20 protein-coding genes, 2 tRNA genes and 1 pseudogene are annotated in these 22,800 nt (G+C 67.9%); 12 read left to right on the top strand and 11 right to left on the bottom strand.

Going from position 1 to position 22,800, the window contains the following annotated elements:
• The first annotated feature begins 269 nt into the window (after positions 1–269).
• The 9 genes and pseudogenes from recF to MOQ72_RS33260 all read left to right on the top strand — a co-directional run bounded on the left by recF (position 270) and on the right by MOQ72_RS33260 (position 9,975).
• The gene (gene recF / locus MOQ72_RS33300) at positions 270–1,445 is read left to right on the top strand and encodes a DNA replication/repair protein RecF (RefSeq protein WP_242189735.1); all 1,176 of its coding nucleotides are present in this window, start codon (positions 270–272) and stop codon (positions 1,443–1,445) included.
• 91 nt (positions 1,446–1,536) lie between these two features.
• Positions 1,537–2,085: a DciA family protein gene (locus tag MOQ72_RS33295; RefSeq protein ID WP_242189740.1), complete on the top strand. Its 549-nt coding sequence runs from the start codon at positions 1,537–1,539 to the stop codon at positions 2,083–2,085.
• Between the two features lie 361 nt (positions 2,086–2,446).
• Positions 2,447–4,420, top strand: a complete 1,974-nt coding sequence (gene gyrB, locus MOQ72_RS33290; RefSeq protein WP_242189734.1) for a DNA topoisomerase (ATP-hydrolyzing) subunit B — start codon at positions 2,447–2,449, stop codon at positions 4,418–4,420.
• A gap of 49 nt (positions 4,421–4,469) precedes the next feature.
• Positions 4,470–6,965 carry a DNA gyrase subunit A gene (gene gyrA / locus MOQ72_RS33285; RefSeq protein ID WP_242189733.1) on the top strand — a complete coding sequence of 832 codons (2,496 nt, stop codon included), beginning with the start codon at positions 4,470–4,472 and terminating at the stop codon, positions 6,963–6,965.
• 51 nt (positions 6,966–7,016) lie between these two features.
• A complete protein-coding gene (locus MOQ72_RS33280; RefSeq protein WP_242189732.1) occupies positions 7,017–7,790 on the top strand; it encodes a DUF3566 domain-containing protein in 774 nt (257 codons plus the stop codon).
• 115 nt (positions 7,791–7,905) lie between these two features.
• A tRNA-Ile gene (locus MOQ72_RS33275) sits at positions 7,906–7,979 on the top strand.
• A gap of 67 nt (positions 7,980–8,046) precedes the next feature.
• Positions 8,047–8,154: pseudogene (locus tag MOQ72_RS33270) on the top strand (DLW-39 family protein); the annotation flags it as partial.
• Positions 8,155–8,254: 100 nt separating this feature from the next.
• Positions 8,255–8,327, top strand: a tRNA-Ala gene (locus tag MOQ72_RS33265).
• Between the two features lie 421 nt (positions 8,328–8,748).
• The gene (locus MOQ72_RS33260) at positions 8,749–9,975 is read left to right on the top strand and encodes an MFS transporter (protein ID WP_242189730.1); all 1,227 of its coding nucleotides are present in this window, start codon (positions 8,749–8,751) and stop codon (positions 9,973–9,975) included.
• A 1-nt stretch (position 9,976) separates the two neighbouring features.
• Here MOQ72_RS33260 and MOQ72_RS33255 read toward each other — a convergent pair whose 3' ends face one another.
• From MOQ72_RS33255 to MOQ72_RS33245, 3 genes are all read right to left on the bottom strand, one after another.
• Positions 9,977–10,522 (bottom strand): Clp protease N-terminal domain-containing protein, encoded by a 546-nt coding sequence (locus MOQ72_RS33255; protein ID WP_242189729.1) that lies wholly within the window; start codon positions 10,520–10,522, stop codon positions 9,977–9,979.
• Positions 10,523–10,524: 2 nt separating this feature from the next.
• Positions 10,525–10,734 (bottom strand): HTH domain-containing protein, encoded by a 210-nt coding sequence (locus MOQ72_RS33250; RefSeq protein ID WP_242189728.1) that lies wholly within the window; start codon positions 10,732–10,734, stop codon positions 10,525–10,527.
• Between the two features lie 89 nt (positions 10,735–10,823).
• Positions 10,824–11,399, bottom strand: a complete 576-nt coding sequence (locus MOQ72_RS33245; protein WP_242189727.1) for a hypothetical protein — start codon at positions 11,397–11,399, stop codon at positions 10,824–10,826.
• A gap of 139 nt (positions 11,400–11,538) precedes the next feature.
• Here MOQ72_RS33245 and MOQ72_RS33240 point away from each other — a divergent pair, with 139 nt between their 5' ends.
• Positions 11,539–12,087: a peptidylprolyl isomerase gene (locus MOQ72_RS33240; RefSeq protein WP_242189726.1), complete on the top strand. Its 549-nt coding sequence runs from the start codon at positions 11,539–11,541 to the stop codon at positions 12,085–12,087.
• A 35-nt stretch (positions 12,088–12,122) separates the two neighbouring features.
• On the top strand, positions 12,123–13,049 hold the full coding sequence (locus tag MOQ72_RS33235) for a rhomboid family intramembrane serine protease (RefSeq protein WP_242189725.1): 927 nt from the start codon (positions 12,123–12,125) through the stop codon (positions 13,047–13,049).
• Positions 13,050–13,073: 24 nt separating this feature from the next.
• Here the strand turns inward: MOQ72_RS33235 and MOQ72_RS33230 are convergent, their stop codons facing one another.
• Positions 13,074–13,484: a PH domain-containing protein gene (locus MOQ72_RS33230; RefSeq protein WP_242189724.1), complete on the bottom strand. Its 411-nt coding sequence runs from the start codon at positions 13,482–13,484 to the stop codon at positions 13,074–13,076.
• A 170-nt stretch (positions 13,485–13,654) separates the two neighbouring features.
• Positions 13,655–13,921, bottom strand: a complete 267-nt coding sequence (gene crgA / locus MOQ72_RS33225) for a cell division protein CrgA (protein ID WP_242189723.1) — start codon at positions 13,919–13,921, stop codon at positions 13,655–13,657.
• A gap of 229 nt (positions 13,922–14,150) precedes the next feature.
• Here crgA and MOQ72_RS33220 point away from each other — a divergent pair, with 229 nt between their 5' ends.
• On the top strand, positions 14,151–14,792 hold the full coding sequence (locus MOQ72_RS33220) for an aminodeoxychorismate/anthranilate synthase component II (RefSeq protein WP_242189722.1): 642 nt from the start codon (positions 14,151–14,153) through the stop codon (positions 14,790–14,792).
• Here MOQ72_RS33220 and pknB read toward each other — a convergent pair.
• Genes pknB through MOQ72_RS33190 form a run of 6 tightly spaced genes read right to left on the bottom strand, consistent with a single transcriptional unit; the run spans position 14,789 to position 22,793 of the window.
• Positions 14,789–16,741, bottom strand: a complete 1,953-nt coding sequence (gene pknB, locus MOQ72_RS33215; RefSeq protein WP_242189721.1) for a Stk1 family PASTA domain-containing Ser/Thr kinase — start codon at positions 16,739–16,741, stop codon at positions 14,789–14,791. The genes MOQ72_RS33220 and pknB overlap by 4 nt on opposite strands.
• 37 nt (positions 16,742–16,778) lie before the next feature.
• Positions 16,779–18,083 (bottom strand): serine/threonine-protein kinase, encoded by a 1,305-nt coding sequence (locus MOQ72_RS33210; RefSeq protein WP_242189720.1) that lies wholly within the window; start codon positions 18,081–18,083, stop codon positions 16,779–16,781.
• Between the two features lie 3 nt (positions 18,084–18,086).
• Positions 18,087–19,541 (bottom strand): peptidoglycan D,D-transpeptidase FtsI family protein, encoded by a 1,455-nt coding sequence (locus MOQ72_RS33205; protein WP_242189719.1) that lies wholly within the window; start codon positions 19,539–19,541, stop codon positions 18,087–18,089.
• Positions 19,538–20,947, bottom strand: coding sequence for an FtsW/RodA/SpoVE family cell cycle protein (locus MOQ72_RS33200; protein WP_242189718.1), 1,410 nt, complete (start codon positions 20,945–20,947; stop codon positions 19,538–19,540). The genes MOQ72_RS33205 and MOQ72_RS33200 overlap by 4 nt, the downstream gene beginning before the upstream one ends.
• A complete protein-coding gene (locus tag MOQ72_RS33195) occupies positions 20,947–22,332 on the bottom strand; it encodes a PP2C family protein-serine/threonine phosphatase (RefSeq protein ID WP_242189717.1) in 1,386 nt (461 codons plus the stop codon). Before MOQ72_RS33195 ends, MOQ72_RS33200 begins: the two co-directional genes overlap by 1 nt.
• Entirely contained in the window at positions 22,329–22,793 is a 465-nt protein-coding gene (locus tag MOQ72_RS33190; protein WP_242189716.1) for an FHA domain-containing protein FhaB/FipA, read from the bottom strand. Before MOQ72_RS33190 ends, MOQ72_RS33195 begins: the two co-directional genes overlap by 4 nt.
• Positions 22,794–22,800 lie beyond the last annotated feature (7 nt).

Raw genomic sequence — 22,800 nt, 5'->3', positions numbered from 1 at the left:
GGGGGGGGGGGGGTGGGTTGCCCCAAAACCCCCCCCCCGGGGGGCTTTCCCCCCCGCGCCGGTTGGGTCCTTCGCCCACAACCCACAACCCCCACGAATCCCCGGATCCGACCACTGAGCGGACGCGGCGGATCAACCGCGGTTGGCGACAGGCACGCGGCGACGCCGCGTATCGGACACCCCCAACCCGGGGATCCCGGAGTCGAGACGTCATCCGAGGTTCCGCCATCGGACCACCCACCCAAACCAACCCCCTAAGTTGGACCGTCGTGTATGTGCGTCATTTGCAGGTGACCGACTTCCGGTCCTGGCCGCACGCCGACCTGGCCCTGGAACCGGGCGTCACCGTGCTGGTCGGCGCCAACGGACAGGGCAAGACGAACCTGGTCGAAGCCATCGGCTACGTCGCCACCCTCGGCTCGCACCGCGTCGCGACCGATGCGCCGCTGGTCCGCGACGGAGCGCAGCGCGCAGTGGTGCGGACCGCCGTCGTCAACAGCGGACGCGAGCTGCTGGTCGAACTGGAGATCACCCCCGGCAAGGCGAACCGAGCGCGGATCAACCGAAGTGCCGCCGCCAAACCCCGCGATGTGCTGGGCATCCTGCGCACCGTGCTGTTCGCCCCGGAAGACCTGGCCATCGTCCGCGGCGATCCGGGCGAGCGCCGCCGATTCCTCGACGACCTGCTGGTCGCCCGGTCACCCCGCTACGCGGGTGTCCGCGCCGACTACGACCGGGTGCTCAAACAGCGCAGCGCCCTGCTCAAGTCCGCAGGCGCGGCACGCAAGGGCGGCGGATCAGCGGACCTGCGAACGCTGGAGGTCTGGGACGGCCACCTCGCCCGCAGCGGCGCTGAGCTGCTGGCCGGACGGCTCGACCTGGTCGCCGCCATCACCCCGCATGTGACCAGCGCATACGCCAACGTCGCGGCCACCGACGAGGTCACCGCCCCGTCCGGCCGGGTGGCCGACGTGCGCTACCGCAGCAGCCTCGGCGAAGCCCTGCCGGAGGGCTACGGCGTGCCGCTGGGCAAGGCCGCCGATCCGACCGAACTGGAATCAGCCCTGCTCAGCGAGCTGGAGCGGGTGCGTCCGCAGGAGATCGAGCGCGGCGTGTCGCTGGTCGGACCGCACCGCGACGACCTGGAACTGCTGCTCGGCGAACTGCCCGCCAAGGGCTACGCCAGCCACGGCGAATCGTGGTCGTTCGTACTGGCGTTGCGGCTGGCTTCCTACCACCTGCTCACCGAAGATGGCGCCGAGCCGGTGTTGATCCTGGATGACGTCTTCGCCGAGCTCGACCGCCGCCGCCGAGGCCGGTTGGCCGAACTGGTCGCCGAGGCCGAGCAGGTGCTGGTGACCGCAGCGGTGCCGGAGGACGTTCCACCAGAACTCACCGGTACCCGATTCGACGTCCGCGAAGGCGAGGTGCAACGTGTCTCGTGACCGTCCGAAGTCATCAGATGTACCCACAGTGATCAATGAGGCCGGGAAACCTGCCGAACTACCCACATCTGGGGATAACCCTGTGGATGGTGTGGATAACTGGACGGCACCAACCGACCAAGTCAGCGGCTCCGACGGGGCCGCGCTGACCGGTCCGGACCTCGCCCGCGCCGCCCTGCAGGCCGCCCGCGAGCAGTCCGCGGCACGCCGCCGCGAGGCCCGGAAGACCGGTGGCCGCACCCGTCCGCGCCGCCGCCGCGGCTGGTCCGGACCCCGTCCGGACGACCGCGACCCGCAACCGCTGGGACGGCTGGCCGCCCGGATCGCCACCGAACGCGGCTGGACGGAACACCTCTCCGGCGGCCAGGTCTTCGCCAAGTGGGCCACCCTGGTCGGCGGCGACGTCGCCGAACACACCAAACCGGTGGCGCTCAAGGACGGCGAGCTCACCGTGCAGGCCCAGTCCACCGCGTGGGCCACCCAGTTGCGCCTGCTGCAACGGCAGATCCTGAAGCGGATCAGCGACGGGGTCGGCCGCGACGTGGTGCGCCGCATCAAGGTCCAGGGCCCGGCCGCGCCCAGCTGGCGGCATGGTCCGCGACACGTTCCCGGACGCGGCCCGCGGGACACCTACGGCTAGTAGCCTGCCCGGTGGGCCGCCGGTCCACCGGCGTCGCCCACGAGCGGCCGATCGTCGCAGAGATCTCCCGGCAGCTATCCACGGCTCTCAGATGGTGGATTGATTCGAGTTCTTCGCTCTGTGAGCAAGTCAGGGGTGTCCTTGCCCCACTTCTGCGACGGGGGACCAGTAGAATCAAGTGAGGGTACGGCCGATGCGCTCGCAACATGCGCCGCCAGGCGCGGGCGTCGGCACGCACCGGGTGCGACACCGACAGCTGAGTCGCCCCGAAGTGGTCTGCGGTGCGGCACCGGGAGCGTTCGAACCGGCACCAACCGATCACCCTGACAGCACAGTCGGCTCAAGGAGAAATCGAGGCCCCGTGGCACCGAAGAAGAGCGATTACAACGCGTCATCCATCACCGTTCTCGAGGGCCTTGAGGCCGTCCGCAAGCGTCCGGGCATGTACATCGGATCGACCGGGGAACGCGGTCTGCACCACCTGGTGTGGGAAGTCGTGGACAACTCCGTCGACGAAGCGATGGCCGGGTACGCATCCAAGGTGGAGGTCACCCTGCTCGCCGACGGCGGCGTGCGCGTCGTCGACGACGGCCGAGGCATCCCGGTCGACATGCACCCGGTGGAGAAGAAACCCACCCTCGAAGTCGTCCTGACCGTGCTGCACGCGGGTGGGAAGTTCGGCGGCGAGGCATACGCAGTCTCCGGTGGTCTGCACGGCGTCGGCGTCTCGGTCGTCAACGCGCTTTCCTCGGCGCTGGAGGCCGAGATCCACTACAACGGCTACGTGTGGCGGCAGCGCTACGAGGACTCCAAGCCGGTCGCCGACGTCGAGCGCGGCGAACGCACCAACAAGACCGGCACCACCATCACCTTTTGGGCCGACCCGAAGGTCTTCGAGACCACCCGCTACAACGCCGAGACCGTTTCCCGCCGCCTGCAGGAAATGGCGTTCCTGAACAAAGGCCTGACGATCGTGCTCCGCGACGAGCGCGCGGCCGAAGAGGACGAGGCCGGTGAGGACGCCAGCGGCACCGCCGCACGCGCCACCGAACGCACCTTCCACTACCCGGGAGGTCTGGAGGACTTCGTCCGGCACATCAACGCCACCAAGGAACCGATCCACAAGAAGGTGGTGTCCTTCAGCGCGTCCGGCAAGGGCCACGAGCTGGAGATCGCGATGCAGTGGAACTCCGGCTACAACCAGTCGGTGTACACCTTCGCCAACACCATCAACACCCACGAGGGCGGCACCCACGAGGAAGGCTTCCGGTCCGCGCTGACCCGCGTGGTCAACGTCTACGCCAAGGACAAGAAGCTGATCAAGGACAAGGACGGCAGCCTCACCGGCGACGACGTCCGCGAGGGCCTGGCCGCGATCGTGTCGGTGAAGGTCTCCGAGCCGCAGTTCGAGGGGCAGACCAAGACCAAGCTGGGCAACACCGAGGTCAAGTCGTTCGTGCAGACCACCGCGTTCGAGTGGCTCACCGACTGGTTCGAGCGCAACCCCGCCGAGGCCAAGGTGATCGTCAACAAGGCGGTGTCCTCGGCGCAGGCCCGAGTGGCCGCGCGCAAGGCCAAGGAGCTGGTGCGCCGCAAGAGCGCGATGGACATCGGCGGCTTGCCGGGCAAGCTCAAGGACTGCCAGTCCAACAACCCGGACGAATGCGAGCTCTACGTCGTGGAGGGCGACTCCGCGGGCGGCTCGGCCAAGGAAGGCCGCGAGTCGCGGTTCCAGGCGATCCTGCCGCTGCGCGGCAAGATCATCAACGTGGAGAAGTCGCGGATCGACAAGGTCCTCAAGAACAACGAGGTCCAGGCGATCATCACCGCCCTGGGCACCGGCATCCACGACGAGTTCGACCTGTCGAAGCTCCGTTACCACAAGATCGTGCTGATGGCCGACGCCGACGTCGACGGTCAGCACATCCGCACCCTGCTGCTGACCCTGCTGTTCCGGTTCATGCGACCGCTGATCGAGAACGGCCACGTCTTCCTCGCGCAGCCACCGCTGTACAAGATCAAGTGGCCGCGTTCCGAGCCGGAGTACGCCTACAGCGACCGGGAGCGCGACGCGCTGCTGGAGCAGGGGGCCGCGGCCGGTCGCAAGCTGCCCAAGGACGACGGCATCCAGCGCTACAAGGGTCTCGGCGAGATGAACGCCGACGAGCTGTGGGAAACCACGATGAACCCGGAGTCCCGACTGCTGTTGCAGGTCTCGCTGGACGACGCGGCCACCGCGGACGAGTTGTTCAGCGTGCTGATGGGCGAGGACGTCGAGGCCCGCCGCTCGTTCATCACCCGCAACGCCAAGGGCGTCCGGTTCCTCGACGTGTGATCGCGACTAACCCACCGAACTTCTCCAGTCCCGAAAGCGAAGGAAGAGCATGACGGACATCCTGCCGCCGGAACACGGCCGGATCGAACCGGTCGACATCCAGCAGGAGATGCAGAACTCCTACATCGACTACGCGATGAGCGTCATCGTCGCGCGGGCGCTGCCGGACGTGCGCGACGGCCTCAAGCCGGTGCACCGACGCGTGATGTACGCGATGTACGACTCGGGCTTCCGCCCGGATCGCGGCTACGTGAAGTGCTCCCGCGTGGTCGGCGACGTGATGGGCAACTACCACCCGCACGGCGACTCGGCGATCTACGACGCCCTGGTCCGCCTGGCCCAACCGTGGTCGATGCGCCACCCCCTGATCGACGGCCAAGGCAACTTCGGCTCCCCGGGCAACGACCCAGCAGCCGCTATGCGCTACACCGAGTCGCGGTTGGATCCGTTGGCGATGCACATGCTCGCCGACATCGAAGAGGACACCGTCGACTTCGCCGACAACTACGACGGCCGCACCCAGGAACCCACCGTGCTGCCGTCGCGGTTCCCGAACCTGTTGGTCAACGGTGGTGGCGGGATCGCGGTCGGGATGGCCACCAACATCCCGCCGCACAACCTGCGCGAAGTTTCCGAAGGCGTCGTCTGGGCGTTGGAGAACCCGGAGTGCACCGACGAGGAACTGCTCGACGCGCTGGTGGCGCGGATCAAGGGTCCGGACTTCCCGACCCACGGGCTCATCCTCGGCACCAACGCGATCGCGGACGCCTACCGCACCGGCCGCGGCTCCATCAAGATGCGGGCCGTCGTCACCATCGAAGAAGACACCAAGGGCCGCACCACGCTGGTCGTCACCGAGCTGCCCTACCAGGTCAACCCGGACAACCTGATCGAGAACATCGCCGCGATGCACCGGGAGGGCAAGCTCACCGGCATCTCGGACATCGCGGACGAGTCCAACAGCCGACGCGGCATGCGGATCGTGGTCACGCTGAAGCGCGACGCGATCCCGAAGGTGGTGCTGAACAACCTCTACAAGCACACGCAGCTGCAGACCACCTTCGGCGTGAACATGCTGGCGCTGGTCGACGGGGTGCCGCGCACCCTGCGGCTGGACCAGGTGATCCGGTACTACGTCAAGCACCAGATCGAGGTCATCGTCCGGCGGACCAGGTACCGGCTGCGCAAGGCCGAGGAGCGCGCCCACATCCTGCGCGGTCTGGTCAAGGCACTGGACATGCTCGACGAGGTCATCGCGCTGATCCGGCGCTCGCCCACGGTGGACGACGCGCGCACCGGTCTGATCGAGCTGCTCGACGTCGACGAGATCCAGGCCAACGCGATCCTGGAGATGCAGCTGCGCCGGTTGGCCGCCCTGGAGCGGCAGAAGATCATCGACCAGTTGGCCGAGATCGAGCGGGAGATCGAGGACCTCAAGGACATCCTCGACAAGCCGGAGCGGCAGCGGCAGATCATCCGCGACGAGCTGATGGAGATCGTCGACAAGTACGGTGACGACCGGCGCACCAAGATCATCCCGTTCGAGGGCGAGGTCTCCATGGAAGACCTCATCGCCGACGAGGACGTGGTCGTCACGATCACCCGCACCGGCTACGCCAAGCGGACCCGCACCGATCTGTACCGGGCGCAGAAGCGCGGCGGCAAGGGCGTGCAGGGCGCGCAGTTGAAGCAGGACGACATCGTGTCGCACTTCTTCGTGTGCTCCACGCACGACTGGATCCTGTTCTTCACCAACAAGGGGCGCGTCTACCGCGCCAAGGCGTACGAGCTGCCGGAGGCCAACCGCACCGCGCGCGGTCAGCACGTGGCGAACCTGCTGGCGTTCCAGCCGGACGAGCAGATCGCCCAGGTCATGCAGATCAAGGACTACACCGCGGCGCCGTACCTGGTGCTGGCGACTCGCAACGGGCTGGTCAAGAAGTCCCGGCTGACCGACTTCGATTCCAACCGATCGGGTGGTTTGATCGGGATCAACCTGAAGGACAGCGACGAGCTGGTCGGGGCGGTGCTGTGCTCCGCCGAGGACGATCTGCTGCTGGTGTCCGCGGAGGGCCAGTCGATCCGGTTCCACGCCACCGACGACGCGCTGCGGCCGATGGGCCGGGCCACCTCGGGTGTGCTGGGCATGCGGTTCAACGACGGTGACGAACTGCTGGCGATGGGCGTCGTCCGGCCCGACCGGTACGTGCTGGTCGCCACCGATGGCGGCTACGCCAAGCGCACCCCGATCGATGACTATCCGGTGCAGGGCCGGGGCGGAAAGGGAGTGCTGACTCTTCAGTACGACAACAGGCGTGGCAGGCTGGTGGGGGCGCTCATCGTCGAGCTCGACGACGAGCTCTACGCGATCACCTCGACCGGTGGGGTCATCCGGACCACCGCCAAGGAGGTGCGCAAGGCCGGTCGGCAGACGAAGGGGGTTCGTCTGATGAACCTCGACGAGGGGTCCACGCTGGTGGCCATCGCGCGCAATGCGGACGAGGCCGCCGACCCGGACGCTGCGGGGCCGGAGCAGCAGAAGTAAAACCGTGGGAGACCACGCCGCACACCGCCGACGATCATCGAAGGATCGCTCGTGACACCTTCCGAGAAGCCGGAGCAGTCGGGCCCGCAGCAGGATGCGGACCGGGCTTCGGTCAGCACCCAGACAGTCGACGACAGCGCCGGGACCACCGGCACCGAGTCCGGCTCGGAACCGACGCAGCCCGCCGACGGCGGCAGCGGGGATGCGCTGCACGGGACAGACGCGCCGCCCCCGTGGCAGCGTGCCTCGGCGACCGCGCCGGACACGCCGGTCGTACCGGCCGCCGTGGACCCGGAGGCCGATGACACCCAGAACATCCCGAAGCACGTGCAGGACCAGGAGACGGTGCGCACCAAGGTGCCGCAGGCCGCGCGGACGACCGTGTCGTTCACCGGCGGTGGCGCCACTGGAGTCGGCGCTGGTCGCACCACGCCGTCGGCGTCCGCCCGGCGGCCGAGCCGAGGGCCGCGGCGGGCCAGCCTGCAGGTCAAGCGGCTGGACCCGTGGTCGGTGCTGAAGCTCGCGCTGGTGTTGAGCGTGGCGTTGTTCTTCGTGTGGATGATCGCGGTCGCGGTGCTGTACGGCGTGCTCGACGGGATGGGCGTGTGGAACCAGCTCAACGGCACGTTCACCGAGCTGACCCAGCCCGACGACGCGGCCAGCGAACCGCTGATCAGCGCTGGCCGGGTGTTCGGGGTCGCCTCGATCATCGGTGCGATCAACATCGTGCTGGTGACCGCGCTGGCGACGGTTGCCGCGTTCATCTACAACGTGGCGGCCGACTTCGCCGGTGGCGTCGAGGTCACGCTGTCCGAGCGGGAGTGAGTCGCTGACGTGGCGATTCCGGATCGTGCGCCGGGATCGCCACGTCCACTCCGTCCCAACGACACCCCCTGTTCCGGGCGTTGGACGGTGTCCTGTAGTGTTTGAAGCACACCAAGGGCCTATAGCTCAGGCGGTTAGAGCGCTTCGCTGATAACGAAGAGGTCGAAGGTTCAAGTCCTTCTAGGCCCACTGGTCAATTTTTCTGTCAGATCCGAGAACTTCTCGGGCTGCACGCCGTGCTAGGAGGCGACCGGAAGTGAAGAAGCTGCTCGCACTCGCCGCAGTTGCTGGAGTCGTGCTGTTCGTCATCCGTCGCAACCGGGCAGCCAAGGCCGAAGCCGACCTGTGGCGCGAAGCCACCGCTGAGGTCTGATCGTTTTTCCAGGCGCTTGATTCCGGCTCGCTGAGCCGGTAGTCGTTGTGAGCGTCACCGGTCGGTAGACCTGCGTGGGGCTGCGACAGTCGGGGACGTAGCTCAATTGGCAGAGCACCGCCTTTGCAAGGCGGGGGTTAGGGGTTCGATTCCCCTCGTCTCCACACGAAGAGTGGGAGAGGTGTGTCCGCGGAAAGCGCGGACCTGGCTCTTCGCGTCATCACATGGGGGGCCGAGCCCCCCAAGCCCCCCACGGTGCGGTGGTCACTTTTCGCGGGCTCCCTGGTATTCGTGGGCTTCCGGGCCTGCTCATTGACCAGCATTTCGGTGGAGTTCCGTCGTCGGACCTGTGGTCAGTTTGCCCATCGAATTGGGTATTGCCCGGTATATCGGGGCTGCGCTGGTTGTTTGGGTGTTGTTCTGGTCGTTGGGTTCTGGGTGGGGAGTCGCTTCGTGTCCTGCCTTTGCTTCTCGCGGGTTTGGCGGGTTGGGTTTCGTTCAGTGGAAGGCTTTTTGTTCGGTCAGGTTCTTTGAAAGGGCAACATTTCCGGCATTCCGGTTCTGCGACGGGGCAGTGGAGGTGGCATGTCGGGTCGTTGGGTGTTGTCTTTGTGTTGGACGGCCGTGCTGTTGGACGGGTTCGACCTGGTTGTGCTCGGCACCGTGCTGCCGGTGCTGCTCGATACCGGGGAATGGGGACTCACCGCGGGCAGTGCTTCCGTGGTGTCCACCATCGGGTTGGTCGGCATGACCATCGGTGCGCTGGTCATCGGGACCGTCACGGACGTTGTTGGGCGTCGCAAGGCGCTGATCTTCTCCGTCGCGAGTTTCTCCTTGTTCACCTTGCTGTGTGCGGTCGCTCCTTCGGCTTTCGTTTTCGGACTGTTGCGCTTCCTCGCCGGGTTGGGCCTCGGCGGGTGCTTGCCCACCGCCATCGCGTTGGTCACCGAGTACGCCCGCGCGGGCAAGAGCGGTAGCGCTACCACCACGATCATGACCGGCTACCACGTCGGCGCTGTGCTCACCGCGTTGCTCGGCATCTTGGTGCTGCCGACGTTGGGGTGGCGCGCGATGTTCGTCATCGGCGCCGCGCCAGCTCTGGTGCTCGTTCCGCTGATGTTGCGCCACCTGCCCGAATCGGCCTCGTTCCTGCGCAACGCCGCCCCGGAACGGAAGCTCAGCGGCGGTGCGAGCGCGGTGGCTTCGTTGTTCCGAGGTGGGTTCGGTCGAGCCAGCATCGCTTTTTGGGTGACGTCGTTCATGGGTTTGCTGCTGGTTTACGGGCTCAACACCTGGTTGCCGCAGATCATGAAGACCGCCGGATACCCGCTGGGTGCCGCCTTGGGGTTGTTGTTGACCCTGAACATCGGCGCGGTGGTCGGGCTGGTCATCGCTGGTGCGGTGGCTGATCGAATCGGTCCGCGGTTGTCGACGATCGGTTGGTTCGTCGCCTCGGCGGTGTTCCTCGCCGCGTTGAGCATCCGGCTGCCGGGTATCGGTGTTTACGTCGCGGTCTTCCTGGCCGGTTGTTTCGTGTTCAGCTCGCAGGTGCTCGTCTACGCCTACATCGGCCGCGTGTACCCGGCGGTGAACCGAGCCACCGGGCTCGGCTGGTCGGCCGGGATCGGACGCATCGGGGCGATCTGCGGTCCGCTGCTCGGTGGGGCGTTGCTCACCGCCGGGCTGGCCTACCCGTGGGGCTTCTACGCGTTCGCGCTGGTCGGTGCGCTGGGCGCGGTCGGCGCCTCCGTCGTCCGGCGCCCGGCCGACGAGGCCCAAGCTGCACAACCCCAAGGAAGCGCGTCCTCGTAGGTCATGCCGCGTTGCGCATGGCTGCGCGCACGGTTTGGTAGGTCAGGCCGTGTGTTTCCAGTAGTTCCGCGGCGATTCCGTTGCCGTGCAGGAAGGCGAGCAGCAGGTGTTCGTTGCTGAGGTGGCGGTCGCGGAGCTCGATGGCTTCGCGCAGGGTCGCTTCCAGCAGGCGCTTTCCGGCCGCGCTGAACGGGGTGTGCGATTTGAAGAAGCGCCGCCGCTTTCGGGGTTGTTCGGCGAGCGCGTCCACACCGAGGGAGCGCTCGACGTTGGCGACGACGCTGTGCAGGTCGATGCCGAGTTCGCGGAGCATCTTCGCGTCGGATTCGCTCAGGCCGCCGAGTCGCCGGGCGCGTTCGTAGGCCGCCGTGACCGCGTCGCGGTGCACGTCGTGCTCGGACAGCAGGCGCCCCGCCGTGGTGGCTGGGTCGTCGACGAGCGCGAGCAGCAGGTGTTCTTCGGTGACCTCCGGGGCTTCGCGCTGCTCGGCTTCGCGAACCGCGCGGATCACCGCCTGCCGGGTCGCCGCGGTGAACTTCTCGAACATGATCACGACCTCCCGTGTTTCTTGTGCACGGCTTGCCTGGACACGCCGAGTTCGGTGGCGATCTCCTGCCACGACCAGCCCTGGTTGCGGGCGTTGCGGATCTGGACGGCTTCCAGCTGCTCAAGCAGCTTCCGCAGGGCCGCCACGGCGCGCAGGCCGACGCGTGGATCGCGGCTGCTCGCCGCCGAGGCGAGTTCCGTCGCTTCTGCCATGCTGTCAATCTAAGTTGACATCAGCAACTATGTCAACCCTGGTTGACATAGTGGAACCGTCCAGCACAGCCTCCGGTCAGTTCAAGGGGTCAGCGGGATCGTTCCGCCTCCACGGGGCTCTGCTGGCCGTCGGACTGCGCTGGCACGTCGGGGCGGTTCGCGCGGTGCCGAGCCTGGGTGTCGCGCCGGTTGAAGTCGCCGTTGGCGTCCGCGACCGGCATTTCCTCCGGGCGGCGGGAGAACGCCACCGCCGCGGCCGCCACCAGACCGGCCAGCGCCAGCAGCACCCACGGCCACTTGCGCCGCTTGGGCTTGCCCGGTTCGATGCGCGCGGCCAGCTCCTTGCGAGCCGCGATGGTGTTCTTGGCCAGCTGCTTGCGGGACTGCGCGGTCTTCTTCTCCCACTGCTTGCGTGCCTTGCGGCCGCGTTTGGCCAGTTCCTTGCGGGACATGCCGGTGGCCCGCTGGGCGATGCGCTCCTGCAGTTCGTCGGTGGAGATACCGCGGTTGGCGAGCTCCTGCTCGGCACGGGCTGCTGCATGTTTGGACAGCGCCATGCCCACCTCGCTGGCGCGTTTCGCGCCGTGGCGGGCGGACTTGAAGCCCGTCCCGACCGCTCTGCCCACGCTTTCGCCAGCTCGGGCCATCGCCTTCACCTCGTCCATCGTGTGCCTCCTTGGCCCGGCGTTCGCCGGTCGACCTCATCCGCCCACGCGCACCGCGTGGACACCGCCCGGCAGGCGGCGATCCGCCCATGGTGCACCCAGACACCTGGTTCGGCCTCTTCGATGGCAGGATGGTCGGGTGGCTGAAGACAACGGATCGCTCGTTGGGACGACGGTGACCGCGACCCTGCACACTTCGCAGGGCGACATCCGGATCAACCTGTTCCCCAACCAGGCGCCCAAGACCGTGGCCAATTTCGTGGGCCTCGCCGAAGGAACCAAGGAGTACACCCAACCGAACGCGAAGGGTGAGCGCTCCGGGCCGTTCTACGATGGGGTGATCTTCCACCGCATCATCGACGGCTTCATGATCCAGACCGGGGACCCGACCGGCACCGGACGAGGCGGCCCCGGCTACCAGTTCGGCGACGAGTTCCACCCCGAGCTGCAGTTCACCGAGCCCTACCTGCTGGCGATGGCCAACGCCGGGCCGAACACCAACGGCTCGCAGTTCTTCGTCACGGTGGCGGCCACGACCTGGCTGAACTACAAGCACACCATCTTCGGTGAGGTCGCCGACCAGGCGTCGCGTGATGTGGTCGACTCGATCGCACACGCCCCGACCGGCAAGAACGACCGCCCGGTCACCGACATCGTCATCGAGAAGGTCTCGATCGAACACGGCTGAAGAACCGGCCGACTAGCTGAAGAGCAGGTCCTGACGTGACTGTTCCGCCCGGATCCCAGCCTGGGGCGGACGGGGCGCCGCCGCAGCTGCCGACCTGCGTCCGGCACCCGGACCGCCCCACCGGGCTGCGTTGCACCCGGTGTGAGCGCCCGGCGTGTCCGGCGTGCCTGCGCGACGCCGCCGTCGGCCAGCAGTGCGTCGACTGCGTCGCGCAGGGACAGCGCAACTTCCGGAGGCCGGTGACGGTCGCGGGTGCGCGGCTGTCCGACAAGCCGATCTTGGTGCCGGTGCTGGTCGCGGCCAACGTGGCCATCTTCGTGCTCACCGCCGTGCAGGCGGGCAGCATCGGCGCCAACTACCAGTCGGCGTGGTTCGACGAGTTGGCGCTGTGGCCGATCCTGGTCGCAGGTGGCCAGTGGTGGCGGCTGATCACTTCGGGATTCCTGCACTTCGGCCTGCTCCACCTGCTGATGAACATGATCGCGTTGTGGGTGATCGGCCGGGACCTGGAGTTGGTGCTGGGACGGCTGCGCTTCGGCGCGGTGTACCTGCTGTCGCTGCTCGGCGGCAGTACCGCGGTGTTCCTGTTCGGCGACGAGGTCACCGCGGTGGCCGGTGCGTCCGGCGCGGTGTACGGGCTGATGGGCGGCATCGCGATCGCCGCGCTGCGGCTGAAGGTGAGCTTGCGGCCGGTGCTGGTGGTGATCGCGCTCAACATCGCGGCCAGCGTGCTGATCCCGGGGATCTCGCTGCTCGGGCACCTCGGTGGACTCGTGCTCGGCGTGGCCGCGACCGGTGCGCTGGTCTACGCGCCGCGCGACCGGCGGACGCTGGTCCAGGGGGCTGCACTGGCCGCTCTGCTGGTGGTGCTGATCGCGCTCTTGGTCACTCGCGACGTGCAGTTCGGCAACGTGGTGTGCATCGGCTCCGGGGCGAACACGCGCTGCGGGCTGGGCTCGTGAGTTCGCAGCCGCTGGCAGGAGGTCCTAGGGGCGCAGCGCGCTGAGCGCGTCCGCGACGTCCTGCGGGTCCGCGCCCAGGTCGAGCTTGGTCAGCACGACCAGGTCCGCCTCGGTGTCGAGTTCGAGTGTCTGCACCGAGCGGCCGAATCGGCGGTCGTGCCGGACTCGGACCGTTACCGCAGGCCAGGGCCAGTGTTGTGGACCGCGCAGGCCGCGCACGGTGATGCCGTCGCGGTTGGCCTGCAGCCGTGGTCGACAGATGCTCGCGTGCGCCGATACCGCGACGAGCGCCAGCAGGAGGACACCGATGAACAGGCGATCGACCGCGGCATCGGCGACCAGCCACCAGAGGGCTGCTGCGGCGGCGAGGACCCACCCGCACGTGACCAACCCGATCGGCGTTGTCCAGTGCTGGGAGCCGTTCGGTACATCCACCGTTATCCACTCGCTACGGATGAGTTATCCACAGGAGTTATCCCCACTGGGGATGAGTTACACCTGTGTCGTTCGCTGACCCAATGTCAAGACGTCAATGGGATGAGTGAGGCCCGAAGGGATTGACTCCTTCGGACCTCGACCACCAACCGCGTTCGTGGTATTGGCGGTCAGCGCCACTTCATCGTCATCAACAAGCCGATGATCATGAACCCGAAGCCGACGGCGAAGTTCCACCCGCCCAGGTCGGCCATGAACGGGATCTTGTCGCTCGCCAGGTAGTTGACCACCAGCCACAGCAGTCCGATCAGCATCATCGCCAACATCACGATTACGTAGATCGGGTGCGACGGACCGAGCGCCTTCGCCTTCACCGGCGTGCGGCGATCGGTCACCGGGGTGGAGGAGTCCTTCTTGCGGACCTTGGACTTCGGCATGGTGTCCTCGCCAGGTGGTGCGGCATCGTGCGCCGCGTGCTCGGGCGGTCGCCGTCCCGCAGGTCCCGGCCTCGCGGGACCGATGGCGACACGGCGTGTTTTCTACCTACCACGTTAACGTAATCACGGTGTCGATCTAGAGGCCGTCCTCGAAGTCGGTCGGGCGGAGCTGCCGCGCAACGTGCGAGGGGCGGCGAAAAGGAGATGCCGATCCGCGTACGCTGGCGGAATGCGCGTACTCGTCGTCGACAACTACGACAGCTTCGTCTACAACCTCGTGCAGTACCTCGCGCAGCTGGGCGCGGACTGCGTCGTGCGTCGCAACGACGTCGTCACCGACGACGAAGTGGCCGACGCCGACGGCGTGCTGCTCAGCCCCGGTCCGGGCACACCGGATCGCGCCGGGCGCTCGATGGAACTCATCGAGCAGTGCGCGGCGGAGCGCAAGCCGGTGTTCGGGGTGTGCCTCGGGCACCAGGCCATCGGCGCGGTGTGGGGCGGGATCGTCGAACGGGCACCGGAATTGCTGCACGGCAAGGTCAGCGAGATCCACCACGCCGGGGCCGGGGTGTTCGCCGGGCTGCCGGAGCCGTTCATCGCGACCCGCTACCACTCGCTGATCGTCCGCGCGAACACCATCCCGGACGATTTCGAGATCACCGCGCGGACCGCGTCGGGCATCGTGATGGGCATGCGGCACCGGGAGCTGCCGGTGGAGGGCGTGCAGTTCCACCCCGAGTCGGTGCTCACCGACGGCGGGCACCGGATGCTGGCGAACTGGATGGCCTCGGCCGGTCACCCGGTGGACGAGCACCTGGTCACCGAACTCGAACGCGGCATGCGCGAGGTCGCCGCGGCCGCCCACCGCTAGCCGAACGGTGGTATGAGGCCACCGTTCGACGGGGTGCTGGTGGGTGGGTTCCGGTCGTAGTCGCCGATGTACAGCGTCACCTGCTGGTCCTTGCCGACCTTCTGCCCCGCGCTCGGTGACGAGCCGACCACCCTGTCGCTCTGGCTCTGATCCGTGGTGGGCTGCGGGACCTCGACGATTTCGCCGTCCCAGCCGCGGGCCCGCAACGCCTGCTCGGCCTGGCTGGCCGACATGCCGACCAGCGACGGCACGGTGATCTGCTGTCCGTCGGAGACCACCAGGGTGATCTGGGAGCCCGGCCGGACCTTGCTCCCAGCGGCCGGGGTCTGGTCGATCACGTTTTCCGCTGGCTGGTCGGATGCGCGCACCTGCCGGTTGACCTTGAACCCGCCGCCTTCCAGGAACGCCTTCGCGGTTTCGTAGGGCTGGTTGCGGACGTCGGGGACCGGGACGGTCTCGACTTCCTTGCCGACCACCACGTTGATCGTGGTCCCCTGGGAAACGGTCTCGCCCCTGCTGTCCCATTCCATGACCTTGTCGAACGACCTGGGATCGTCGGTCTCCTGGACCTGGCTCTGCCCCAGCTTGAGCCCGACTTCCCCCAGCCGCTGCGCCGCCTCGCTGAGGGTCAGCCCGGACAGGTCCGGCACCTGCACGCTCGCCGGACCAGTTCCGGTGCAGAGCTCGATGTTCTGCTCCTCCTTGACGATCTGCCGCCCGGCCTGCGGGTTCTGCCCAACGACCCGGTCGACGTCGTCAGGGGAGGATGGGCACAACTTCCAGGAGACCTGCCACTGCTCGGCGGCGGCCTTGGACTGCGCCGCCGCACGGGTCATGCCGCGGAAGTCCGGCGCCGCCATCGTGCTCGGGTCGCTGTTGACCAAGCTGGTGACCAGCCACGCGGCGAGCGCGAAAACGGCCACGCAGGCCGTGGTGACGAGCGCGACCGCCCAGTGCTTGCGGCGCTTGCGCTCCTGCTCCGGGTTGGCCTGCTCCGGCTCCCGGTCCACCGACCGGTGGCGGCCCGGCGGAAGCAGCTCGGTCGACGAGGACTGCGTGAGCATCGCGGTCCGCTCGGCCTCCGACATGATCATCGGGGCCTTCGGGCGCTGCCCGGACAGCACCCGCACCAGGTCGGCGCGCATCTCCGCGGCCGACTGGTAGCGGTTCGCCGGGTTCTTGCTCAACGCCTTGAGCACCACCGCGTCCAGCGAGGCGGGCACCGTCGGGTTGACGTCGGAGGGCTTGCGCGGTTCCTCCCGGACGTGCTGGTAGGCCACCGCGACCGGCGAATCCCCGGTGAACGGCGGCTCCCCGGTGAGCAGCTCGAACAGCACGCAGCCGGAGGCGTAGACGTCGCTTCGCGCGTCCACCGCCTCGCCGCGCGCCTGCTCCGGCGAGAGGTACTGCGCGGTACCGATCACCGCGGCGGTCTGCGTCACCGCGGCCTGCCCGTCGGCCAGCGCGCGGGCGATGCCGAAGTCCATCACCTTCACCGCGCCGGAGCGGGTGATCATGATGTTCGCGGGCTTCACGTCCCGGTGCACGATGCCGTGCCGGTGGCTGAAGTCCAGCGCGGCCGACGCGTCCGCCATCACCTCCATGGCGCGGCGCGGCGGCAGCGGCCCCTCGGTCTTGACGATGTCGCGCAGCGTCCGGCCGTCGACGTACTCCATCACGATGTAGGGCAGCGGCCCGTTCTCGGACTCGGTCTCGCCGGTGTCGTAGACGGCCACGATGGCCGGGTGGTTCAACGCGGCCGCGTTCTGCGCCTCGCGGCGGAACCGCAGCTGGAACGTCGGGTCGCGGGCGAGGTCAGCGCGCAGGATCTTCACCGCGACGTCCCGGCTCAAGCGGGTGTCGCGACCCCGGTGCACCTCGGACATACCGCCGTAGCCGAGAGTCTCACCGAGCTCGTAGCGGTTGGACAGAAGTCGAGGTGAACTCATCGAAGCGTCGTTCCGATCCTTGTCAACGATCGTCCCATCATGCCGATTCGCCCCGTTCGGTCGGCGCCTGCGGGGCGACGTGCGGAATTCCCCCGACTGCGGTGTCCGGCCAACCCGCGAGGCTCGCCCCGATCATGGGCGCGTGCCGTAGCGAAGTTTGTCGTAAAGCCGCCGCGGAATCCAGATTTTGCGTTGGTGCGAGGCCGGATTCGCCCAAACCTTGATCGCGGTTGACGACCCAGTACGTGGTCAAGGCGATAACGACCAGCAAGGCTACCGCGAGCACGGCCAGCAGCACCCAGATGATCACCTTGTTGTTGCGCGGCCCCATCGACGGCTGCGGTGGCAGCTGCGGGGCCGGTGCCTGCGGCGGGATCAGCCCCGGCGGGTAGGTGTTGCTCATCGGCGGCAGCTGTCCGGGCATCTGGTGCACCCCGGTGCTCGACACGCTGACGTTCAGCTGCCGCTGCGGCGGCACGACCAGTGCGGACGGCGTCGGCAACGGCATGCCCGCGCGGACCGCCGCGACGGCGTTGGCGAACTCGCCACCGTCGGCGTAGCGCCGCCGCGGGTCCTTCGCCAGCGTCGCCTCGATCAGCGCCCGCACGCCCGGCGGCACGTCCGGCGGCAGCGGTGGCGCGATCTCGCGGATGTGCATCATCGCGACCGTCACCGCGTTCTCGGACAGGAACGGGCGGTGCCCCATCAGGCATTCGTAGCCGACCACCGCCAGCGAGTACACGTCGCTGGACGGTGTCGCGTCGTTGCCCAGCGCCTGCTCCGGGGCGATGTAGTGCGCGGTACCCATCACCATTCCAGAGCGGGTCACCGGCGCCGCGTCGGCCGCCTTCGCGATGCCGAAGTCGGTCAGCTTCACCTTGCCCTCGGGAGTGATCAGGATGTTGCCCGGCTTGACGTCGCGGTGCACCAAGCCCCGCTCGTGCGCGGCCTGCAACGCGCGCCCGGCCTGCTCCAGCATGTCCAGCGTGTGATCGGTGTTGATCCGGCCCTCGCGGGCCAGGATCGCGGCCAGCGGCTCGCCTTCGACCAGTTCCATCACCAGGTACGCGGTGTCCTCCGGCCCGTCCGGGATGGCAGCCGTCTCGCCGTAGTCGTGCACGGCGGCGATCCCCGGGTGGTTCAGCGATGCCGTGGTCCGGGCCTCGGTGCGGAAGCGGTGCAGGAACTCCGCGTCACCGCACAGCTCCGCCTTCAGCACCTTGATCGCCACGGTCCGGTCCAGCCGGACGTCCACCGCCTGCCACACCTCGCCCATCCCGCCAACGGCGATGCGCTGGCCGAGCCGGTAGCGGTCGGCGAGTAACTGGCCGGAGGTCAGCACGGATCAGCCACCCCCCTGCAGACCGGCACGGATGACCTCCCGGCCGATCGGGGCGGCGATCGAGCCACCGGTGGCCTCGGCGCCCTCGTCGCCACCGTTCTCCACGATCACCGCGACCGCGATGGTCGGGTTCTCCGCCGGGGCGAACGCGACGTACCAGCCGTGCGGCTGGTCCTTGGCGTCACCGTGCTGGGCGGTGCCGGTCTTCGAGGCGATCTCGATGCCGGAGATCTTGCCGGTGCCCTTGGTGTTCTTCTCCGACTGGATCATCATGTCGCGGATCATCCGCGCGATCTCCGGCGAGACGGCCTGGTTCAGCTCCTCCGGCCGGAAGGAATCCAGCTCGGCCATGTCCGGTGCGCGGGTCGCCTTCACCAACTGCGGCTTCATCAGCTTGCCGTCATTGGCGATCGCCGCGGCCACCATCGCGTTCTCCATCGGGGTGACCCGCACATCGCGCTGCCCGATGCCGCTCTGGTACAGCGACGCCGCGTCGGCCATCGGACCGAGGTCCGCCTTGGCGACGGTCATCGGGATCTCCACGTCCTGCCCGAAACCGAACGCGGCGGCGGTGTCCCGCAGCTTGTCCGGCCCGAGCTGCCCGGCGATCTCGGCGAACGCGGTGTTGCAGGAGTGCGCCAGCGCCTGCGTCAGGGTGTTGCCCGCGCACTGCGTGCTGCCGTAGTTCGGCAGTTGGGTGGTGGTGTTGGGCAGCGTGATCGTGGCGGCGTCCTGCACCCTGCTGTTCGGGTTGTAGCCGTTCTCCAAGGCGGCGGCCGCGGTGATCAGCTTGAACGTCGAACCCGGCGGGTACAGCTCGGACACCGAGCGGTTGGCCATCGGCTGGCGGGCGTCTTCGTTCAGCTTGTTCCACTGCTCGGCCACCGCGTTGTTGTCCACCGCGGCCAGCGGGTTCGGGTCGTAGGACGGCGCGTTGACCATGGCCAGGATCTCGCCGGTCGACGGGTTCAGCGCAACCACCGAACCCTGGAAGCCCTTGCTGGTCAGCTGGTCGTAGGCGACCTGCTGCATGGCCGGGTTGATGGTCAGCTCCACGCTGCCGCCGCGCGGCTCGCGACCGGTGACCATGTCGGAGAGCCGACCGAAGGCCATGCTGTCGTCGGTTCCGTTGAGGATCTTGTCCTCGGCGCGCTCGACGCCGTTGGAGCCGTAGTAGAAGGAGTAGAACCCGGTAACCGGCGCGTACAGCGGCCCGTTCGGGTAGGTGCGCAGGAACTTGTAGCGGTCGTCGTTGGTGGGCGTCGAACTCGCCAGCGATTGGCCACCGGCGATGATCTGCCCGCGCTCCCGGGCGAACTCCTCGTACATCGTCCGCTTGTTGAGCGGGTGCTCCCGGAGCTCGTCCGCCCGGATGACCTGGACGTAGGTCGCGTTGCCCATCAGCAGCACGACCATCACCATCATCGCCAGCGCCACTCGGCGCAGTGGCTTGTTCATCTGGGACGCTCCACCAACTCGGTATGTGCTTCCGCGATCGGCGCCTGCTGCTGCTTCGGCTTCGCGGGTGCTTGCGGACGACGTGCGGCATCGGAGATCCGCAGCAGCAGTGCGACCAGCACGTAGTTGGCCAGCATCGAAGAACCACCGGCGGCCAGGAACGGGGCGGTCAGACCGGTCATCGGGATCAGTCCGGTGACGCCGCCCGCGACCACGAACAGCTGCAGCGCGATGGTGAACGACAGACCGCCCGCGAACAGCTTGCCGAACGAGTCGCGCACCGCCAACGCGCTGCGCAGCCCGCGCATCATCAGCAGCAGGTACACCATCAGCAGCGCCATCAACCCGACCAGGCCGAGCTCCTCACCGATCGCGGAGATGATGAAGTCGCTGACCGCCCACGAGGTCAGGTTCGGCATGCCCGAACCCAGCCCGGAGCCGCCGATCCCGCCGTTGGCCATGCCGAACAGACCGGTGCGGAGCTGGTCGTTCTGCGAGCCCTCGGCCAACGGGTCCAGCCAGGTGTTCACCCGAGCCTGGACGTGCGAGAACAGGTTGAACGCCAGGACGCAGCCGAGCGCGAACATGGACAGGCCGAGGAACACCCACACCGCCCGCTCGGTGGCGATGTAGATCATCACCAGCACGATGCCGAAGAACAGCAGCGAGGTGCCCAGGTCCTTCTCCAGCACCACGATGCCGATGGACAGCAGCCAGGCCACGAGCACCGGTGCCAGGTCCCGCGGGCGCGGCCAGTCCACGCCGAGGAACCGCTTGCCCGCGGTGGTGAACAGCTCCCGCTTGGACACCAGGAACGATGCGAAGAAGACCAGCAGCAGGATCTTGGCGAACTCGCCCGGCTGGATGGACAGGAAGCCCAGGTTGATCCACAGCTTCGCGCCGTTGGCCTCGGAGATGCTCGACGGCAGCAGACCGGGCAGCGCCAGCAGCGCCAACCCGATGAAACCGCAGGTGTAGCCGTACTGGGCCAGCGTCCGGTGGTCCTTGACGAACGCCAGCACCAGGATGAACAGCACCACGCCCGCCGTGGTGAAGACGATCTGCTTGCCGGTGAACGGCGCGCCGACCACCGGGGCCAGGTCGAGCCGGTGCAGCATCACCAGGCCCAACCCGTTGATCAACGACACCAGCGGCAGGATCAGCGGGTCGGCGTACGGCGCCCACCGGCGCACCCCGAAGTGCGCCGCACCGTAGAGCGCCAGGAACGCCACCCCGTAGTAGAACAACTCCCGGGTGATCGTCTGCTCCTGCGACAGCTCCACGATGACCAGCGCGAACGTGACGATCACCGCCGAGCAGACCAGCATGAACAGCTCGGTGCCCCGCCGAGTGGCGATTCGGGGGGCCCTGCTGGCAGATCCGGTCGTGGTGGCCGGCTGTGCCATCAACTCACCATCCGGCAGGTCACGCCCGGTTTCTGCTCCTCCGTCTGCAGCGGGGTGGCGTCCGGCGTGGACTCGGGCGGTGGCGGCACGACCGAACCCGGGGGCGGGTTCAGGTTGGGAGTCGGCGTTGGTGTCGGCGTCGGCTCGGGCTGCTGGCATTCCGGCAGCAGCGCGGTCATCCGCAGCCGTCGCATCGCCTCGCGGGCTTCCTGCAGCCCGTTGACCTCGGTGATGCCGTTGCGCACGTCCGGCCGCTGGGCCTCTTGCAGATCAGCCAGCTTGATCGGCTTGCAGTCCGGTGCCGAACCACTCGGGCAGGACGTCTCGACCTGCCAGTTCAGCGAGACGCTGAGCACGCTGCCCTGCACGCCTTGGAAGATCACCACCTCGTCGGCGCCGTTCGCGCCGATGTAGTACTGGTTGAGCACCCACCAACGCCCGACCAGTGCAGCTCCAGCCAACACGATGAGCACGCCGCACGTCACCAGCAGCGGACGCAGCCAGCGGCGCTTGCGCGGCTGCTCCGGTGGGGGTGAGGTGGGCTCGAAACGCTGCGGCTGCGGCCGCGGCATGGTCACCGCGGACGCGCGCGCCGCCGACGAATCGGGTTGCGGGTGCTCATCGCCATTTCCCGCCGCGCCCCCGACTATCGGGGCGTCGTCGCCGAACTCGACGTCGACGACGTCGGCGATGATCACAGTCACGTTGTCCGGACCGCCGCCCTTGAGGGCGAGCTCGATCATCCGGTCCGCGCACTGCTGCGGGTCCGGGATGCGCAACGCCTCCGCCATCGTCTCGATGCTCACCGGCCCGGTCAGGCCGTCCGAGCAAAGCAGGTAGCGGTCACCGGCGCGGGCCTCCCGGATCGCCAGGCTCGGTTCCACCTCGTGGCCGGTCAACGCGTGCAGCAGCAGCGAGCGCTGCGGGTGGTTGGCGGCCTCCTCCTCGGTGATCCGGCCTTCGTCGATCAGCGACTGCACGAAGGTGTCGTCATGGGTTATCTGGGTCAGCTCGCCGTCGCGGACCAGATAGGCCCTGGAGTCACCGATGTGCACCAAACCCAGCTTGCTGCCCGCGAACAGCACAGCGGTGAGTGTGGTGCCCATCCCTTCCAGGTCCGGGTCGTTGGCCACCAGCTCAGCGATGGCGCCGTTGCCGGCCAGCACCGCGTTGCGGAGCTGACCCAACAGGTCGTCGCTGGGTTCGTCGTCGTCCAACGGCGCCAACGCCGCGATGACGACCTTGCTGGCGACCTCCCCGGCGGCATGTCCACCCATGCCGTCCGCGAGGGCGAGTAGTCGTGGGCCGGCATAGACCGAGTCCTGGTTGTTGGAGCGCACCAGGCCGCGGTCGCTGCGGGCTGCGTAGTGAAGGACGAGGGTCATGAGCGCAGCTCGATCACCGTCTTGCCGATTCTGATCGGAACGCCGAGCGGGACCTTCGTCGGTCCCGTGACCTTCGCCCGATCGAGGTATGTGCCGTTAGTGGAGCCTAGATCCTCCACGTACCAATCGGAGCCGCGAAGCGACAACCGCGCGTGCCGTGTCGACGCGTAGTCGTCATCGAGGACCAACGTGGAGTCGTCGGCGCGTCCGATCAGGATCGGACGGCCGTCCAGGGAGATTCGCGTACCGGCCAGAGCGCCGTGCGTCACCACCATCTGGCGGGGTGACTTGCTCTTGCCCCGGGACTTCTTGCCCGGGAGCCGACTCGCGCCTGGCATCGAGACCCGCATCCCGGACGCCGAGTAGAGGTCCGAGCGAACCACGCGAAGCGCAACCAGCACGAACAACCAGAGCAGGGCGAGAAACCCTGCTCTGGTCAGCTGCATCACCAGCTCTGGCACTTGTTGT

It is taken from the genome of Saccharopolyspora soli (assembly GCF_022678645.1).
Lineage (GTDB): Bacteria > Actinomycetota > Actinomycetes > Mycobacteriales > Pseudonocardiaceae > Saccharopolyspora > Saccharopolyspora soli.
The sequence above is the reverse complement of the archived record's forward strand: the minus strand, read 5'-3'. Positions and strand labels throughout refer to the sequence as shown.

What these genes read in the sequence shown, in the direction of transcription:
- gyrA (WP_242189733.1), top strand. Translation starts at nt 4,470, where the DNA reads ATGACGGACATCCTGCCGCCGGAACACGGCCGGATCGAACCGGTCGAC.
- MOQ72_RS33260 (WP_242189730.1), top strand. Translation starts at nt 8,749, where the DNA reads ATGTCGGGTCGTTGGGTGTTGTCTTTGTGTTGGACGGCCGTGCTGTTG.
- MOQ72_RS33255 (WP_242189729.1), bottom strand. Translation starts at nt 10,522, where the DNA reads ATGTTCGAGAAGTTCACCGCGGCGACCCGGCAGGCGGTGATCCGCGCG.
- MOQ72_RS33250 (WP_242189728.1), bottom strand. Translation starts at nt 10,734, where the DNA reads ATGGCAGAAGCGACGGAACTCGCCTCGGCGGCGAGCAGCCGCGATCCA.
- MOQ72_RS33245 (WP_242189727.1), bottom strand. Translation starts at nt 11,399, where the DNA reads ATGGACGAGGTGAAGGCGATGGCCCGAGCTGGCGAAAGCGTGGGCAGA.
- crgA (WP_242189723.1), bottom strand. Translation starts at nt 13,921, where the DNA reads ATGCCGAAGTCCAAGGTCCGCAAGAAGGACTCCTCCACCCCGGTGACC.
- MOQ72_RS33220 (WP_242189722.1), top strand. Translation starts at nt 14,151, where the DNA reads ATGCGCGTACTCGTCGTCGACAACTACGACAGCTTCGTCTACAACCTC.
- pknB (WP_242189721.1), bottom strand. Translation starts at nt 16,741, where the DNA reads ATGAGTTCACCTCGACTTCTGTCCAACCGCTACGAGCTCGGTGAGACT.
- MOQ72_RS33205 (WP_242189719.1), bottom strand. Translation starts at nt 19,541, where the DNA reads ATGAACAAGCCACTGCGCCGAGTGGCGCTGGCGATGATGGTGATGGTC.
- MOQ72_RS33200 (WP_242189718.1), bottom strand. Translation starts at nt 20,947, where the DNA reads ATGGCACAGCCGGCCACCACGACCGGATCTGCCAGCAGGGCCCCCCGA.
- MOQ72_RS33195 (WP_242189717.1), bottom strand. Translation starts at nt 22,332, where the DNA reads ATGACCCTCGTCCTTCACTACGCAGCCCGCAGCGACCGCGGCCTGGTG.